Raw genomic sequence first — 14500 nt, 5'->3', positions numbered from 1 at the left:
ACCACACAGGCCAGACTTAGGCACAATCTTGCAGATTCTGCCATCGAAGCACGTTGCTTCCCAGATGGACAAAAGGCGGATCGACGGGATCCGCCTTGCCAAATCGGCCTGGCAGGCCGAACGGTGAAGATCGTCAGGCCACCTTCTTCAGGGCTGCCGGCTTGAGCACGTCCTCGGCGATCGCCAGATCATCCTCCAGGCTGCGCTTGGGCTTGAGGCCGCTCTTGGACAGTTCGCCATGGTAGGCCTTGACGGCCTCGTCCGGCGCGATGCTGCCGTCGGCAACCTGGCGCATCAGCGCCAGCAGCGCGAGCGGGTCCTCGGCGAGGTTGATCTTGCGGCCGAACAAGGCGACGCGGCCGCCATATTTTTCGGCCTGGTGCAGCAATTCGAAGGTATCGCGGGTGGTGCCGGCGCCCCCGCCGAGCACGCCGACCACCAGGCTGGGATCGAAGCTCGCCAATTCCTCCAAGGCCTTGGGGCCGTTATAGACGATCTTGAGGAATTGCGGGCGGTCCGCCTTGGTCACGCCGGCAAGGCAGCGCAGGATGCTGTCATTGATATATTCGCCGATCTGCTCGCGATCGAGGCCGCAATCGACATTGGGATTGAAGACCTCGAAGAAGTACTTGAAATTGTTATCGGCGGCCTCTTCGCGGAAAGCAGCGAAGGCATCGAGCGCCTCGTAATCGTGATCGATGTCGTTGAGGAATGTCACCGAATAGAGGCCGAGATCGGTGCCGATCACGGGAGCGCCGATCGCAGGCTCGTTGGTGCCGTACATGGCGCGCGAAAGGTTGGCGGTCCGGAAATGGCGGGAGGGGTGCTTGGTATAGGCCTGGTGACGCACGCCGCCCCAGCAATCGGTGGTGTCATTGGCGCGAATGGCGGGCTTCACCGCCGAATTGCGGAAGACGCCGCGCTCATGCAGCAGTTCGAGATTGGAGGCCGACACCAGCATGATGTCGACGATATCCTGTTCGACGATGGCCTGGATCTGGTCGATAAATTCGCTGCGCGTACGCACGCGGCCCTGGCCGCCATCGGCGCTGCGGGCAAAGCCGGTCGCGGCCAGGCCGGAGCCCATGTCGCCGTCCTTGGCATCGGCGATGATGAAGTCGGAACGCTTGTAGTTGCCCGCTCGAATGTTGCGCAGTTTCTGGTCGAGGCGGGTTTGGGGGTAGGCCATCGCATAGGCTCCTTGGACTGGCGATGAATGCCGCCGCTTCCTCGCAGCGGCGAGTCGCATTCATTTCAATGACACTCATATACGATCAAAATCTTTCAAACCAGTGCAAAGTTTTCCGTTCGCAAGGATTGTCGTAGCCGCAGGGAGCAGGAATCCCCGTCAAAGGACGATGAGACGTCGTATGGATGAGATTCATCATCCGCCGCCGCGCGCGGGGCGGCCTGCGATGCCGCTTCGCCGCCCGTTCGGATGACGCGAAGCGATTTTGCCTGGCTGGAAGCAGCGGCGCGCTGAGGACGCCGCTGCCGGCTACGGAACCGAGGCGAGAGTGTCGGCGGCCGGCTGTCGGGCTGGCCGCGCTGCATGGGAGAAAAACGAACTCAGCCGCTAATTGGGGCGGGCGCTGCCGACAAAGCTTCCTGCAGCTTCTGCTCCTGTTCCGGCGACAGCGAGGTCTTGATGACCCGCCCCTTGAGGCCGCTGAACTCGGCCAGCACCTTCTCTGGCTGAACCTTGCGGACCAGCACGAACAGGGCCGAGGAATTGTTGGGAATGGTCTGGCCGAGCGACTTGATGAAGTCGTCGTCGATGCCATAATCCGCCAGCGAACCGGAGAGGGCGCCGACGCCCGCGCCGACGGCGCCGCCGATGGCGAAACCGGCCAGCGGATTGAGGAAGAGCAGGCCGACAAGTCCACCCCACAGCGCACCGGAGAGCAGGCCGGAACTCGCGCCGATGCCGGTCAGGTTGATGCTTTGCTTGAGATGAACCTTGCCCTCGGCATTGCGGGTAACCACCACGGCATCTTCGAGATCGACCAGATATTCCTTCTTCAGCGCATCCAGCTTGAGCAGGACCTTGTCTGCTTCATCGATGGAATCAAAGCCGATGACAATGAGATCGGACATCCAAAGCTCCTATGATGGCCCGTGATGACGCGCATGAGGCGTCGTGAAAGCTGCTTATCCAGCAACCTTGTTGAATCCATATGACCGTTGTCGGGCCGGATTGTTCCCTGCCGCAGAGGCGCAGCGATTTCGATGGCAGCCTTCCGCTTGCCCGATCTCACTGGGGTGCGGCATTGGACGCATAATTGCCGGCGAATTCTTGCGTGGGTGGAATGGGTTTGATCACGTCGATCAGCACGCCATTGGGATCGGCCGTGATGAAATGACGCTGCCCGAACGCCTCGTCGCGCAAGTCCAGCAGGATTGGCAGGCCCGCCTGCTTGAGTCTTGCATATTCGGTATCGACATCGCCGACTTCGAAATTGAGCAGAAGACCGCCGGCCTGCCCGCCGCGCGTCTGTTCGGGAATGGTGTGATGATCGCCATCGAGCACGGCGAGATTGACCGTCTCGTCGGCCTCCGATTGCAGATGCACATACCAGTCGGCTTCGAACAGGATCCGGAAACCCAGGTGCTCGACATAGAAAGCCGCAGTCGCGGCCACTTGTTTGGTCATGATCACGGGATAGTAGCTGGTGATCTTCATGGACATTCCTGCGCCTCTCCTATAAACATGCAGACTGAATGTTTTTATTAACATACAGGCTGCATGTATGCAAGAAGGTGGCCGACGTACCAATCCGGATCGCACGCTCAGAACTCGAACGGCCTTGATTGCGGCTGCCCGGCGCTTGTTCGTGGCCAAGGGCTATGCTGACACGGGGACGCCTGAACTGGTGGCGGAGGCAGGCGTGACGCGCGGTGCGCTCTATCATCATTTCGCTGACAAGCAGGCGCTGTTCCGCGCAGTCGTGGAGACGGAGAATGCCGCATTGGCCGACGAGATCGAGCGGGCGGCACCGGCAGAACTGGGGGCAATGGAAGCGCTGATCGCGGGCGGGGAGGCTTTTCTGGCCGCCATGTCAGAGCCGGGGCGTACCCGGCTCTTGCTGATCGAGGCTCCGGCCGTGCTGGGACGGGAAACGATGGATGCCATCGATGCCAGCCATGGCGGACGCACGCTGCGCGAAGGCATTGCCGCCGCGGTTGCAGACGGGGCGTTGCGGCCGGTGCCTGTCGATGAGGCGGCACTGCTTCTGTCTGCGGTCTATGACAGGGCGGCACTGTCGATTGCGGCGGGGGCGGATGGAGAGGAATGGCGGGCGCTCATCCGGGCCGTGCTCGATGGCCTGCGTCCTGCGGCTGGATGAGGATCAGATGGCGCATTCCGATCACCTCTCCGAAGACGCCGCGCTGACGATCTCCGCCGCGTTGCGCCGTATGGGACTGCTCGGGCCGGGAGAGGAGGCGCGCTTTACGGCGTTGACCGGGGGAGTTTCCTCCGACATCCACCTGGTCGAAACGCCGAGCCGGCGCTTTTGCATCAAGCGGGCTTTGGCCCGCCTCAAGGTGGCTGCCGTCTGGGAGGCGCCGACGAACCGCAATGCCGCAGAGGCGGCCTGGATCCGTCAGGTCGGCCAGTGGTTGCCCGACGGCGTGCCGACCTTGCTTGGCCAGGACGAACAACTCGGCCTGTTCGCAATGGCCTTTCTGCCTCCCGAACTCAACCCGGTCTGGAAGGTCGATTTGCTGGCGCAGCGAGTCGACGCTACCTTTGCGGGCCGCGTCGGCGCCGATCTAGGCCTCATTCATGCCGCCAGCGCGCGGCAAGCGGGCCTGGCAGCCCGTTTTGCCAATGATGCGACCTTCCAGCCGATCCGCATCGAGCCTTATCTCATTGCCACGGCCCGCGCTCATCCCGACCTGGCTGGCAAGATTGAGGCCGTCGCCACTCGCACGCTCGCCAACAAGAAGGCGCTGATTCACGGCGATGTCAGCCCCAAGAATATTCTGTGCGGGCAGAAAGGCCCGGTTTTTCTCGACGCTGAATGTGCCTGCTTTGGCGATCCGGCCTTCGATCTCGCCTTCTGCCTCAATCATCTCCTGTTGAAGGGCGCGCGGCGGGGCGTGCCGCGCGCGGCCTATCGCGGTGCCTTCGAAGCCCTGGTCAGCGCCTATTTCGACAGGATCGACTGGGAAGACCGCGCCGATCTCGAGGCCAGGACCGCTGCCCTGCTGCCGGTGCTGTTTCTGGCGCGGGTGGATGGCAAGTCGCCCGTCGAATATCTGGCGCATGCGGATGAACGCGAGGCCGTGCGCCGCTTTGCCAGACCCCTGATCGCCGACCCGCAGCAAGATCTGATCGCCATCGCCAATGCCTGGATCCGCCAATGACCGATATAGCCATTCGTAGACTTGTTGCGCGCCGGATCTGGGATTCTCGCGGTCGTCCGACAGTCGAAGCCGAAGTCGAACTCAGCGATGGCACAATCGGGCGGGGCATCGCCCCGGCCGGCGCCTCCCGGGGTAGCCGTGAGGCGCTCGAACGGCGGGATGGCGGCGAAAAGCTGGGAGGCCTCGACGTCCAGGGAGCTCTCGCCGGTATCCGCGAGGAGGTCGCTCCGCTGCTGATGGGCCGCGACCCGTTCGATCAGGCGGGGCTGGATGCGGCGCTGATCGCACTGGACGGCACGCCGACCAAGCAGAGACTCGGCGGCAATGCCACCGTCGCGGTTTCGCTCGCCGTGCTGCACGCGGCCGCCGCGAGCCGAGGCCTGCCGTTGTGGCGATATCTGGCCGGGGAGGGGGAGGTCAGCCTTCCCCTGCCGGAGATCCAGATCTTCGGCGGAGGCGCCCATGCCGGCCGCCGCACCGACATCCAGGATTTCATGGTGATGGCGCCGAAGGCGGTGAGCTTCGCCGAGGCGCTGGAGATCACGGCCGAGGTCTACCTTGCGGCCGGAAAGATCATGGCCGAGCGTGGCCTGCTGCAGGGCGTTGCGGATGAAGGAGGCTGGTGGCCGGCCTTCAACTCCAATGAAGAGGCACTCGATACGCTGGTGCTGGCCATCGAGCGCGCTGGTTTCACCCCGGGCGACGAAGTCGCGATCTCGCTCGATATAGCCGCTTCCGAATTCGGCCGCGACGGGCGGTATCGGCTCGGCCTGGAGGGGCGCGAACTCGATCGGGATGGCTTGGCGGATTATCTCCTGGGCTGGTGCGAGCGCTATCCCATCCTTTCGATCGAGGATCCCTTCGCCGAGGACGATGCTCTAGGACTGGCCCGCTTTACCGCGGCCGTGGGCCATCGCATTCAGGTCATCGGCGATGATTTCCTGGTCACCAATGCCGGGCTGGTCGAACAGGCGGCGAGAAACCAGACCGTCAACGCGGTGCTGGTGAAGGTCAACCAGGCTGGCACGGTCAGCGAGGCCAAGGCAGCCTGCGAGGCGGGACGGCGTGCCGGCTTCGGCACCATCGTGTCGGCCCGCTCAGGCGAGACCGAGGACGTCGCCATCGTCCATCTCGCCATAGGCTGGCGTGCCGGACAGTTGAAGGTCGGATCCTTCGCCCGCTCGGAACGCATGGCCAAATGGAACGAGGCCCTGCGCATAGAAGAAGCCTTGGGATCCAGGGCACGCTTTGCCGGCGTCGAAGGCCTGCCCTGCAAGGGGAGGCAGAACTCCCACGGACGTTGACCTAAAGCGTTTTGCGATTTGACGGAATCACTTCGAATCGCAAAGACGCGTCGGAACAAAGAGTTAGAGACAATAAGCGTTCACACTTGAACGCGTTTTGCTCTAAGGGGCGAGCAAGATGAAGGGATTGTAGATAAGGCTGCCGGTGAGGGCCTACTCGCCCGTTCTTAGGGGAGAAGGCAATTGGCATCATACCCTTGTCTTGAGCGCCTCTCGGCCGGGGGCGCCCTCGAAAGGCGGTGCAGCGCGTTTGCGGACATCGTCGTGGCGGAGGCGAAAAGACATCCTGCCGGCCGACGCTCGGGAGGGGCGGGCGGAGCGTGGACCGTCAGGCAAAGAAAAGCCGGAGAAGGGAGCGCTCGTCTTCCTCCTCCGGCTGGTATTTACCTATATGACGTTACGTTTTTGCAATCGAAATCTGCGCTTGGATGCTAACGTTAAGCATCTCCAGGCAAATAAGGCGTTTGCAACCCCATAACTTCATCGCAAGCTTGCGCCGCCTCCTAACAAAGCTGGCTACAGGCATCAATACAAAAAACGGCCTGCATGGCTCTTGCGCCGAGATAAATCGATTCACTGCTTGGATGGTCGAAAATTGTCTGACCTGAGCCTGTCTAATATATGCTAATTCTAAGAAAATTCGCGCTATTGGTCTGGCCCGCATGCTGAATCCCAATACCAGCTTCCCGAGCATAGAACCGGAATGTGACCGGACTGATACCAGGGCGGTACCGTGATGTCGTTCGGTTGCCGAGTCGACAGTCGGCGAGCCTCAATCCGGAGCTGGCGGTTGCGGCAGCAAGGGCTTACTCCTATCACGGGGCAGATGGGCAGGAGTGATAGGGGGCAATGACGGCCAAGATTCTTGTGAGTGCCTGCCTCGTTGGGCGGCCGGTACGCTATGACGGAGCCGCGAAGACGCTGGATCATCCGAACCTCGCACGCTGGCGCGACGAAGGGCGTCTCGTGGTCGTCTGCCCCGAACTCGCCGGAGGATTCAGCGTGCCCCGGCCTCCCGCCGAGATCGATAGGGGCTTGTCCGGCAGCGACGTGCTGGCAGGCACGGCACGCGTGGTCGATCTCACCGGTGCGGACGTGACTGCTCTCTATCTCGCCGGAGCAAGGAGTGCCCTGGCCTTGGCGCGGGCGGAGGGCTGCCGTTTCGCGCTCCTGATCGACGGAAGTCCGTCCTGCGGGAGTGCCTTCATCTATGATGGAGCGTTTGCCGGGCGTAAACATGCCGGCGCTGGCGTGACGGCGGCGCTCCTGCGGGCGGAAGGTCTCGAGGTTTTCACGCCGTTGGAAATCGCCGTTCTCGCGGCCAGACTGGAAAGCATTGGCGCGGCGTGAGGGATATCCGGCTGCATCAGCTCAGGTCTTTCTCCATATAGACCCTGCGCAGGCCTTTTTCCTCGGCGCGATGGGTTTCGATATATCCGCGGCGCGTGTAGAGCGCGATGTTTTCCGTCATTGCCTCGTTGGTGTAGAGCCGGATGCGGCGATAGCTGGCATTGCGGGCCATGCTCTCGGCAGCTTGCAGCAGGCTGCGACCAAGACCCTGTCCCTGGGCTGCAGGAGCAATGGCGATATTGTCCAGCAGCAGGGCGTCACCCTCGGGAATCAGAACGAGAATGCCCTGAATCTCCCCCACGAGTTCGATGAGGTGCACATGCCGGTCGCGGATCGATGCCGCATGATCATCGAGCATTGGTCCGGGTTTACGGCCGATGCGGGCGATATAGGGAGAGTAGGCTGCCTCGATGATGCGCTCGACCGCAGGAAGATCCGCCTGTGTCGCAAGGCGCATGGTTCGCTCCATCCTGTCCTCCCGGTGCTCGAAGGGCTTCATCTCAAACCGCCTCATCTCATTCAACACCAGCCAGCAGCAACGGGCATTCCCGTGCTCGGTCGACGTTCTCAGCCGCCATTTCCTCATACCAATCTGTGGCGCAGGCGCCCGAGCTGTTCTAAGCAGGGGAACGACGCCCCAATCCGTGCCGTATCGAGGAGACTTCCGATGACGTCCGCCGCTTCCGCTTCCGCCACGCCGAAATGGGTGACGTTGTCGACCCATCGGGCCTGGCTGCTGCAGCAGGCCGAAGCCCTGTTTTCCGTGTTCGAGCGGAACAGCCTCAACCCCCTCGGCGGCTTCTACGACCTCGACATGGCCTGCAAGCCGTTCGCGCCAGGACAGCCGGCCGGCAGCCCGCCGACGCGGCAGATCCATTCGACCACCCGCATGGTGCATTGCTTCGCCATCGCCCAGCTGATGGGGCGCCCCGGTGCCGACGTGATGATCGATCACGGCATGGACTTCATCTGGAACGGCCATCGCGACAAGGACAAAGGCGGCTATTTCTGGGGTGTCGGCTATGAGGGCCCGACCGACGACACTAAGCAGGCCTATGGCCATGCCTTCGTGCTGCTGGCGGCCTCGAGCGCCAAGGTCGCCGGCCATCCCGATGCCGACCGTCTCCTCACCGATATCTCCACCGTGCTGGACGAGCATTTCTGGGAGGAGGGGCCGGGCGCCACGGCCGAGGAATTCACCCGCGACTGGCAGCCCTTCGACACCTATCGCGGCCAGAACTCCAACATGCATCTGACGGAGGCCCTGATGGCGGCCTTCGAGGCGACCGGCGACAATGCCTATCTCGGCAGGGCCGAGCGCATCGCCGATCTGATCGTGCGGCGCCATGCCGCCGGGAACGGCTGGCATCTGCCCGAGCATTTCAGCCAGGATTGGCAACTCGACAAGGACTATTCCGGCAGCCCGGTCTTCCGCCCCTATGGCACCACGCCGGGTCATTGGCTCGAATGGGCGCGGTTGCTGCTGCAGCTCTGGGAACTGGGCGGGCGCAAGCTCACCTGGCTGCCCGACGCCGCCGGGAACCTGTTCCGTCAGGCCGTCAAGGACGGCTGGGACCATGAGAAGGGCGGCTTCTTCTATACGCTCGACTGGACCGGTGCGCCGCGCATTCGCGATCGCTATTGGTGGCCCTGCTGCGAGGGCATCGGCGCGGCGGCGTTCCTCAACGCCACCGATGGAGACGGTTTCTACGAGGAATGGTATCGCACTATCTGGAACTTCAGCGCCGCGCGCTTCATCGACAAGGTGCATGGCGGCTGGTTCCCCCAGCTTGGCGACGACCTCCAGCCCAACACCGGCCCGTTCTACGGCAAGGTCGACATCTACCATGCCCTCCAGGCCTGCCTCATCCCGCTGCTGCCGACCACCGGCAGCATCACGCGCGGGCTGATTACGGAGGGGGTGAAGCTGTGAAGGCACGAGCTGCAAGCGTCGACGCCGAGAGAGGGAAATTTCGTTTAAACAAAGAGATATAGAGAAAAAGTCATTTCTTTCCTCATGAGCAATTGAGGACAACTACACTCTCATTCGGCGTCGGACTGGTTCGCCGGATGCGCCTTGACGAAGGCCGGATGCCCTTCGGCCTCGGCCTCGACGCGGCGGATGCGGGGATAGTCATCCAGCGGCACGTCGAACCGGCGGGCGGCATAGAGCTGCGGGATGAGGTAGACGTCGGCCAGGCTCGGTGCGTCGCCGAAGCAATAGGGGCCATCGCCGATCAGCGCCTCGACGGCTTTCAGACCTGAGCCGACCCAGGTTGCGATCCAGGCGCTGACTTCCGGCTCGGCCTGGCCGAGCGTCCGGCGCAGATAGGTCAGCGGGCTGAGATTGTGCAAAGGCTGGATATCGCTGCCGATGATGGCGGCGACGGCCCGCACCTTGGCGCGCTGCGTAAGGTCGGCAGGCAGCAATGGCGGCGTAGGATATGTCTCCTCGAGATATTCGAGGATGGCGGACGATTGCGTCAGAGCCGCGCCGTCGTCGAGTTCGAGTGTCGGTACGCGCTCCTGCGGATTAATCGCCCGATAGGCCTCGGCATGCTGTTCGCCGCCATTGCGCACGAGATGAATGGGAACATGCTCGGCGTCGAGGTTCTTGAGGGCAAGCGCGATCCGGACCCGATAAGAGGAGGTGGAGCGCCAATAAGTGTAAAGTTTCATGGGCGTGCTGCCTTCCTGTCGTGGCGAGGGGTGGAGCCGATACGCGCGAAACCCGGTGTGCCGATCTCCTCAGCTCCATCGAAAGATGGAGCGGGATCGGTATCTTTTTGCGAACCATATCGCTCATAACAAGGCCGGTCTGGAGATCGGCCCACCAAAGCCGCGCCAGCCTATATCCTTACGACGAGACTACAGCGCCGGACGGATCACTGCACGGCATTCCCCGAAGCCGATGGGGGCGAAACCTTCGCGCCGGCAGCGGCCCCGGAGGAGCACCTCGTCGCCGTCTTCGAGGAAATGCCGCTCCTCGCCCGTTTCGAGGCGGATGGGATTCTTGCCGCCCTGGCTCGCCTCGAGCAGGCTGCCGCAGCCATCCTGGCCCGGACCCGAGATCGTGCCCGTGCCGAGGAGGTCGCCGGGACGCAGATTGCAGCCATTGGACGTGTGATGGGTGATCATCTGCGCCGCCGTCCAATACATGTGCAGGGCATTGGAGCGAGCGAGCGGATGGGCCGTCAATCCGCGGGCACGCATCTCGGCGGTGGTCAGCAGCACCTCGAGTTCGATGTCGAAGGCACCCTCCGCCTGATCGGCGGCGTCGGTGAGATAAGGCAGTGGCGTGGGATCGCCTGCCGGGCGCGGCGGCTGTGCGATCCGGAAGGGGGCGAGTGCTTCGGCGGTGACGATCCAGGGAGATATGGTGGTGGCGAAGTTCTTGGCGAGGAAGGGCCCCAAAGGCTGATATTCCCAGGCCTGGATGTCGCGGGCCGACCAGTCGTTGAGCAGGCAGAGGCCTGCAAGATGATCGGCTGCGGCGGAGATGCCGATTGGAACGCCAAGTTCGTTGCCGGGGCCCACCCAGACGCCGAGTTCGAGCTCGTAATCCAGCCTTGTGCTGGGGCCGAAAGTGGGTGTCTCCGCCTCGGGCCGTTTCGCCTGACCGAGCGGCCGGATGAGTGGAATTCCCGAGGGACGCACTGACGAAGCGCGGCCGTGATAACCGATAGGAACATATTTGTAATTGGGCAGGAGCGGATTGTCGGGCCGGAACAGCTTGCCCACAGTGGTGGCGTGGTGAATACCGACATAAAAATCGGTGTAGTCCCCGATCCGGGCCGGCAGATCGAGCAGGCAGTCCGAGGCCTTGTACAGCAACGGCTCTACCCTCGATCGCAGGGAACTGGCCTCGGCCAGCAGGTTGGATACCGCCTGGCGCAGGGCGCGGCGGGGCCCTGCGCCCAGCGCCAGCAGATTGTTGAGATCGTTCCCCCGCGCAGCTTGGGCCGCCCGTTCGGCTGAGCCGCTGAGAAGGCCGCCGTCGAGAACGGCGCGCAGGTCGAGAATGGCGTCGCCGATGGCGACGCCGGCGCGCGGTGTTGCTCCCCCCGGGCTGAAGATGCCGAGCGGCAGGTTCTGGATCGGGAAATCGGCATGGCCGTTCGCCGAAGCAACCCAGCTCGTCAGCTTGGGATCGTGTGTCTGGTCGAGTTCAATCATCACGGCCTGCTCGGATCGAAATGCTTGGTCATCTTGTGGCCGTAGCCGCCATAATCCTTCTGCAGGGCATCGGAACTGGCTGCATAGGCGGTGACCCGTTGCGGGAAACGGCTCTCGAACATGAAGGCCAGGGTGTGTTCCAGCCGGTGCGGCTTGAGCTCGATATGGCTTGCCGTCTCGAAGGCATCGAGATCGGGCCCATGGGGCAGCATCATGTTGTGCAGCGAGGCGCCGCCCGGCACGAAACCGCCGCCGGTCTTGGCATCGTATTGGCCATAGACCAGGCCCATGAACTCGCTCATCACGTTCATATGGTACCAGGGCGGACGGAACGTGTTCTCGGCCACGAGCCAGCGATCCGGGAAAATCACGAAATCGATATTGGCCGTGCCCGGCGTTTCCGACGGCGAGGTCAGCACGGTGAAGATGGAGGGGTCGGCATGGTCGTAGAGCACCGGCCCGACCGGCGAATAGCGCCTGAGGTCATATTTATAGGGCGCGTAATTGCCGTGCCAGGCCACCACGTCGAGCGGCGATTGGTTGATCGTGGCGGACCAGAGAATGCCGCCCCATTTGACATGGAGGCGGGAAGGGACCTCCCGGTCCTCATAGGCGGCGACCGGGGTGAGGAAGTCGCGCTGATTGGCCAGGCAATTGGCCCCGATCGGCCCGCGCTCGGGCAGCGTGAAGGCCCCGCCATAATTCTCGCACAGATAGCCGCGGGCGGGACCGTCCTTGAGTTCGACCCGGATCTTCACGCCGCGCGGAATGACGGCGATCTCGCCCGGCTCGATGTCGATGATGCCGAATTCCGTCCATAGACGCAGCGAACCCTGCTGCGGCACGAAAAGCAGTTCGCCGTCGGCATCATAGAAATACTCGTCCACCATCGAGCGGGTGATCAGATAGACATGGGCGCCCATGCCGGCGTGGGTGGTGGCATCGCCGGCCGTGGTCAGGGTGCGCACGCCCTCGAGGAAGGAAACCGGCTCCGCCGGGATCGGCAGCGGATCCCAGCGCAGCGGCGCGATCGGCAGATCGATTTCGGGCGCGGGTGCCGTACGCCAGAGCCCGATATCGGCCTTGGCGAACTCGCCCCAATGGCTCACCGTCGGGCGAATGCGGTAGAGCCAGGAGCGCTCATTGGTGGTGCGCGGCGCCGTGAAAGGGGAGCCGCTCAGTTGCTCGGCATAGAGCCCATAGGCGCAGCGTTGCGGAGAATTGCGGCCGAGGGGCAAGGCGCCCGGCAGTGCCTCGGTTTCGAAACCGTTGCCGAAGCCAGACATATAGCCGGCCTGGATGGCGCTGGCGACCGAGCCATCTCGATCGGAACCGGTTTTGGGAGACTGGAGATTCATGATCACCTCCTCAATTCGACTGATGCCGATATAATCGTTGCATTTGTAACTATCAAAGTTGTGGCCGACATCACAGATCCTCCTTGCTGAAGGCAGCGGCGACCGGATGGCCGAGGCCGTCGTCATCAACGCTTCTACCGCGTGTCTCGGGCGTCACTATGAGCACGCACAGGGCCGGCACCACCATCGCCGCCGCATAGACCGCAACCGACATGGGCGTGCCCGTCCGCTCGATCAGGAGCGCGCCGATCAGGGGGGCGACCGAACCGCCGAGCACGGAAGCGGCCTGATAGGATGCGGAAAGAGCGGTGTAGCGCACCCGCGTCGGAAACATCTCGGTGACGTAGGACGCAAGGCCGCCGAGCAGGAAACCATGGGTGCACAGGGCAAGGACAGCGCGCAGATAAAGGGCCGATGGCGAGGCGCCCTGCGCCAGGGTGAACAGGGCGAAGGCGGCAATGGTCGCCCCGATGAAGCCGGCGATCATCACGGGCCGGCGGCCGATGCGATCGCTGAGCCAGCCTGCACCGAGAATGACGGGCAGAGAAGCCAGCGAGGCGATCAGGACGACATCGATGGCCTGGGCGCGGCTGAGCCCGAGCCTGGTTGTCGCAAGCAACAGCACGAAGGTCGAGAACAGATAGAGCAGGGTGTTTTCGGCCGCTTTGACGAAGAAGACCTTGGCCATCGAGACCTTCTGGGTCGAGAAGGCTTCGGCCAGCGGCGCATGGGCTACTTCGGTTTCCGCCTTGATCTCCAGGAAGGCTGGCGATTCATCCACCTGTCGGCGGGCCCAGAAGCCGAGAACGATCAGCACCACCGAGAGCAGGAAGGGGACGCGCCAGCCCCAGGCCAGGAAGGCCTCCTCGCCGAGCCAGAGCTGGACGAGGCCGAGAACGCCGAGGGCGAGGACATTGGCGGCCGGGCCGCTTGCCATCGGAAAGCTGGTCCAGAAGCCGCGATTTTGAGCCGGCATGGATTCGGCCACGATGGTCAGGGCGCCGGTTGCTTCGCCGCCGACGGCTACTCCCTGGAAAATACGGATGAGCAGAAGCAGGAGGGGAGCTGCGACGCCGATGCTCTCATAGGTCGGCAGGAGGCCGATGGCGACGGTGGCCACGCCCATCATCAGCAGGCTGACGATCAGCGTGTTCTTGCGGCCGAGCCGGTCACCGATCACGCCGAAGACGATGCCGCCGAAAGGGCGGGCCAGGAAGCCGGCGGCAAAGGTGCCGAGGCCGAGAAGAGTGCCGACAAAGGGGTCGTCCGCGGGAAAGAACACCTTGTTGAAAACGAGCACCGTGCTCGCGGCGAAGATGAAGAAATCATACCATTCCAGTGTCGAACCTAATGTAGCGGCAAGCATTACCTTCAGGCGAGACGCCATCGAAGTCATCTTCATCCTCCCGATCCCCGATCGTTGGTTATGCGGCCGTTAGGGCAGAGACGACCGCTTCATTATCAAGTTGCAATCGTAACTGTCGATAATGTAACTATCAAAGGATGGCCAAGCTCACGCTCGAGAATTTTCTGCCCTATCGCCTCAACCGCATCGGCGCGGTGGTATCACGCGACTTCCGGACCGTTTACGGTCCGGACTACGACCTGACGGTGCCCGAATGGCGGGTGCTGGCGACATTGGGCGAATTTGAGGAGATGGGTGCGAAGGCGATCGGTGCGCATTCCTCGATGCACAAGACCAAGGTCAGCCGGGCCGTGCGGGCGCTGGAGGAACGCCGCTGGCTCAGGCGCCGCGAGAATGTCGAGGACAGGCGCGAGGAGATCCTCAGCCTCACGCCGCTGGGCCGGCGCGTCTATACCGAGATCGTGCCGCGGGCCCTGGCTTTCGAAGCCACGATGCTGGCAGCCCTCGGCCCGGAGGCCGAGGTGCTCTTACGCAGCCTCGACAAGCTCGAGGCGAGCATGGATTTGCGCTGAGCG

At 63.1% G+C, this 14500-nt stretch carries 14 protein-coding genes; 6 read left to right on the top strand and 8 right to left on the bottom strand.

All coding sequences use genetic code 11. The annotated features are described in order from the left end of the window. Window positions 1-133 precede the first annotated feature (133 nt). The 3 genes from C5L14_RS26855 to C5L14_RS26845 all read right to left on the bottom strand — a co-directional run bounded on the left by C5L14_RS26855 (window position 134) and on the right by C5L14_RS26845 (window position 2683). Complete coding sequence (locus tag C5L14_RS26855; RefSeq protein ID WP_105865130.1) at window positions 134-1189, bottom strand: hypothetical protein; 1056 nt, start codon at window positions 1187-1189, stop codon at window positions 134-136. 380 nt (window positions 1190-1569) lie between these two features. Further along, window positions 1570-2097 (bottom strand): DUF1269 domain-containing protein, encoded by a 528-nt coding sequence (locus C5L14_RS26850; RefSeq protein WP_105865129.1) that lies wholly within the window; start codon window positions 2095-2097, stop codon window positions 1570-1572. A gap of 157 nt (window positions 2098-2254) precedes the next feature. Next, window positions 2255-2683: a VOC family protein gene (locus C5L14_RS26845; protein WP_105865210.1), complete on the bottom strand. Its 429-nt coding sequence runs from the start codon at window positions 2681-2683 to the stop codon at window positions 2255-2257. A 67-nt stretch (window positions 2684-2750) separates the two neighbouring features. On the opposite strand from C5L14_RS26845, the gene C5L14_RS26840 reads away from it, so the two are divergent. From C5L14_RS26840 to C5L14_RS26825, 4 genes are all read left to right on the top strand, one after another. After that, entirely contained in the window at window positions 2751-3347 is a 597-nt protein-coding gene (locus C5L14_RS26840) for a TetR/AcrR family transcriptional regulator (RefSeq protein ID WP_105865128.1), read from the top strand. A 7-nt stretch (window positions 3348-3354) separates the two neighbouring features. Beyond that, window positions 3355-4371 carry a phosphotransferase family protein gene (locus C5L14_RS26835; protein ID WP_105865209.1) on the top strand — a complete coding sequence of 339 codons (1017 nt, stop codon included), beginning with the start codon at window positions 3355-3357 and terminating at the stop codon, window positions 4369-4371. Next, entirely contained in the window at window positions 4368-5675 is a 1308-nt protein-coding gene (gene eno / locus C5L14_RS26830) for a phosphopyruvate hydratase (RefSeq protein ID WP_105865127.1), read from the top strand. Before C5L14_RS26835 ends, eno begins: the two co-directional genes overlap by 4 nt. 849 nt (window positions 5676-6524) lie before the next feature. Next, a complete protein-coding gene (locus tag C5L14_RS26825) occupies window positions 6525-7025 on the top strand; it encodes a DUF523 domain-containing protein (RefSeq protein ID WP_105865126.1) in 501 nt (166 codons plus the stop codon). A 16-nt stretch (window positions 7026-7041) separates the two neighbouring features. Here C5L14_RS26825 and C5L14_RS26820 read toward each other — a convergent pair whose 3' ends face one another. Further along, on the bottom strand, window positions 7042-7524 hold the full coding sequence (locus tag C5L14_RS26820; RefSeq protein ID WP_245443602.1) for a GNAT family N-acetyltransferase: 483 nt from the start codon (window positions 7522-7524) through the stop codon (window positions 7042-7044). Window positions 7525-7692: 168 nt separating this feature from the next. Between C5L14_RS26820 and C5L14_RS26815 the strand changes: the two genes are divergently transcribed. Next, window positions 7693-8958: an AGE family epimerase/isomerase gene (locus C5L14_RS26815; RefSeq protein ID WP_105865125.1), complete on the top strand. Its 1266-nt coding sequence runs from the start codon at window positions 7693-7695 to the stop codon at window positions 8956-8958. Window positions 8959-9068: 110 nt separating this feature from the next. Here C5L14_RS26815 and maiA read toward each other — a convergent pair whose 3' ends face one another. The 4 genes from maiA to C5L14_RS26795 all read right to left on the bottom strand — a co-directional run bounded on the left by maiA (window position 9069) and on the right by C5L14_RS26795 (window position 13961). After that, a complete protein-coding gene (gene maiA / locus C5L14_RS26810; RefSeq protein WP_105865124.1) occupies window positions 9069-9704 on the bottom strand; it encodes a maleylacetoacetate isomerase in 636 nt (211 codons plus the stop codon). A 189-nt stretch (window positions 9705-9893) separates the two neighbouring features. Continuing rightward, entirely contained in the window at window positions 9894-11201 is a 1308-nt protein-coding gene (fahA, locus tag C5L14_RS26805) for a fumarylacetoacetase (RefSeq protein WP_105865123.1), read from the bottom strand. Then, entirely contained in the window at window positions 11201-12559 is a 1359-nt protein-coding gene (hmgA, locus tag C5L14_RS26800; protein WP_105865122.1) for a homogentisate 1,2-dioxygenase, read from the bottom strand. Before hmgA ends, fahA begins: the two co-directional genes overlap by 1 nt. A gap of 70 nt (window positions 12560-12629) precedes the next feature. After that, window positions 12630-13961, bottom strand: a complete 1332-nt coding sequence (locus C5L14_RS26795; protein WP_105865121.1) for an MFS transporter — start codon at window positions 13959-13961, stop codon at window positions 12630-12632. A 101-nt stretch (window positions 13962-14062) separates the two neighbouring features. Between C5L14_RS26795 and C5L14_RS26790 the strand changes: the two genes are divergently transcribed. Further along, window positions 14063-14497 carry a MarR family winged helix-turn-helix transcriptional regulator gene (locus C5L14_RS26790; RefSeq protein ID WP_105865120.1) on the top strand — a complete coding sequence of 145 codons (435 nt, stop codon included), beginning with the start codon at window positions 14063-14065 and terminating at the stop codon, window positions 14495-14497. Window positions 14498-14500: the final 3 nt, after the last annotated feature.

Origin of the sequence: Labrys okinawensis (genome assembly GCF_002982075.1) — a bacterium.
GTDB classification, from domain to species: Bacteria; Pseudomonadota; Alphaproteobacteria; order Rhizobiales; family Labraceae; genus Labrys; species Labrys okinawensis_A.
The sequence above is the reverse complement of the archived record's forward strand: the minus strand, read 5'-3'. Positions and strand labels throughout refer to the sequence as shown.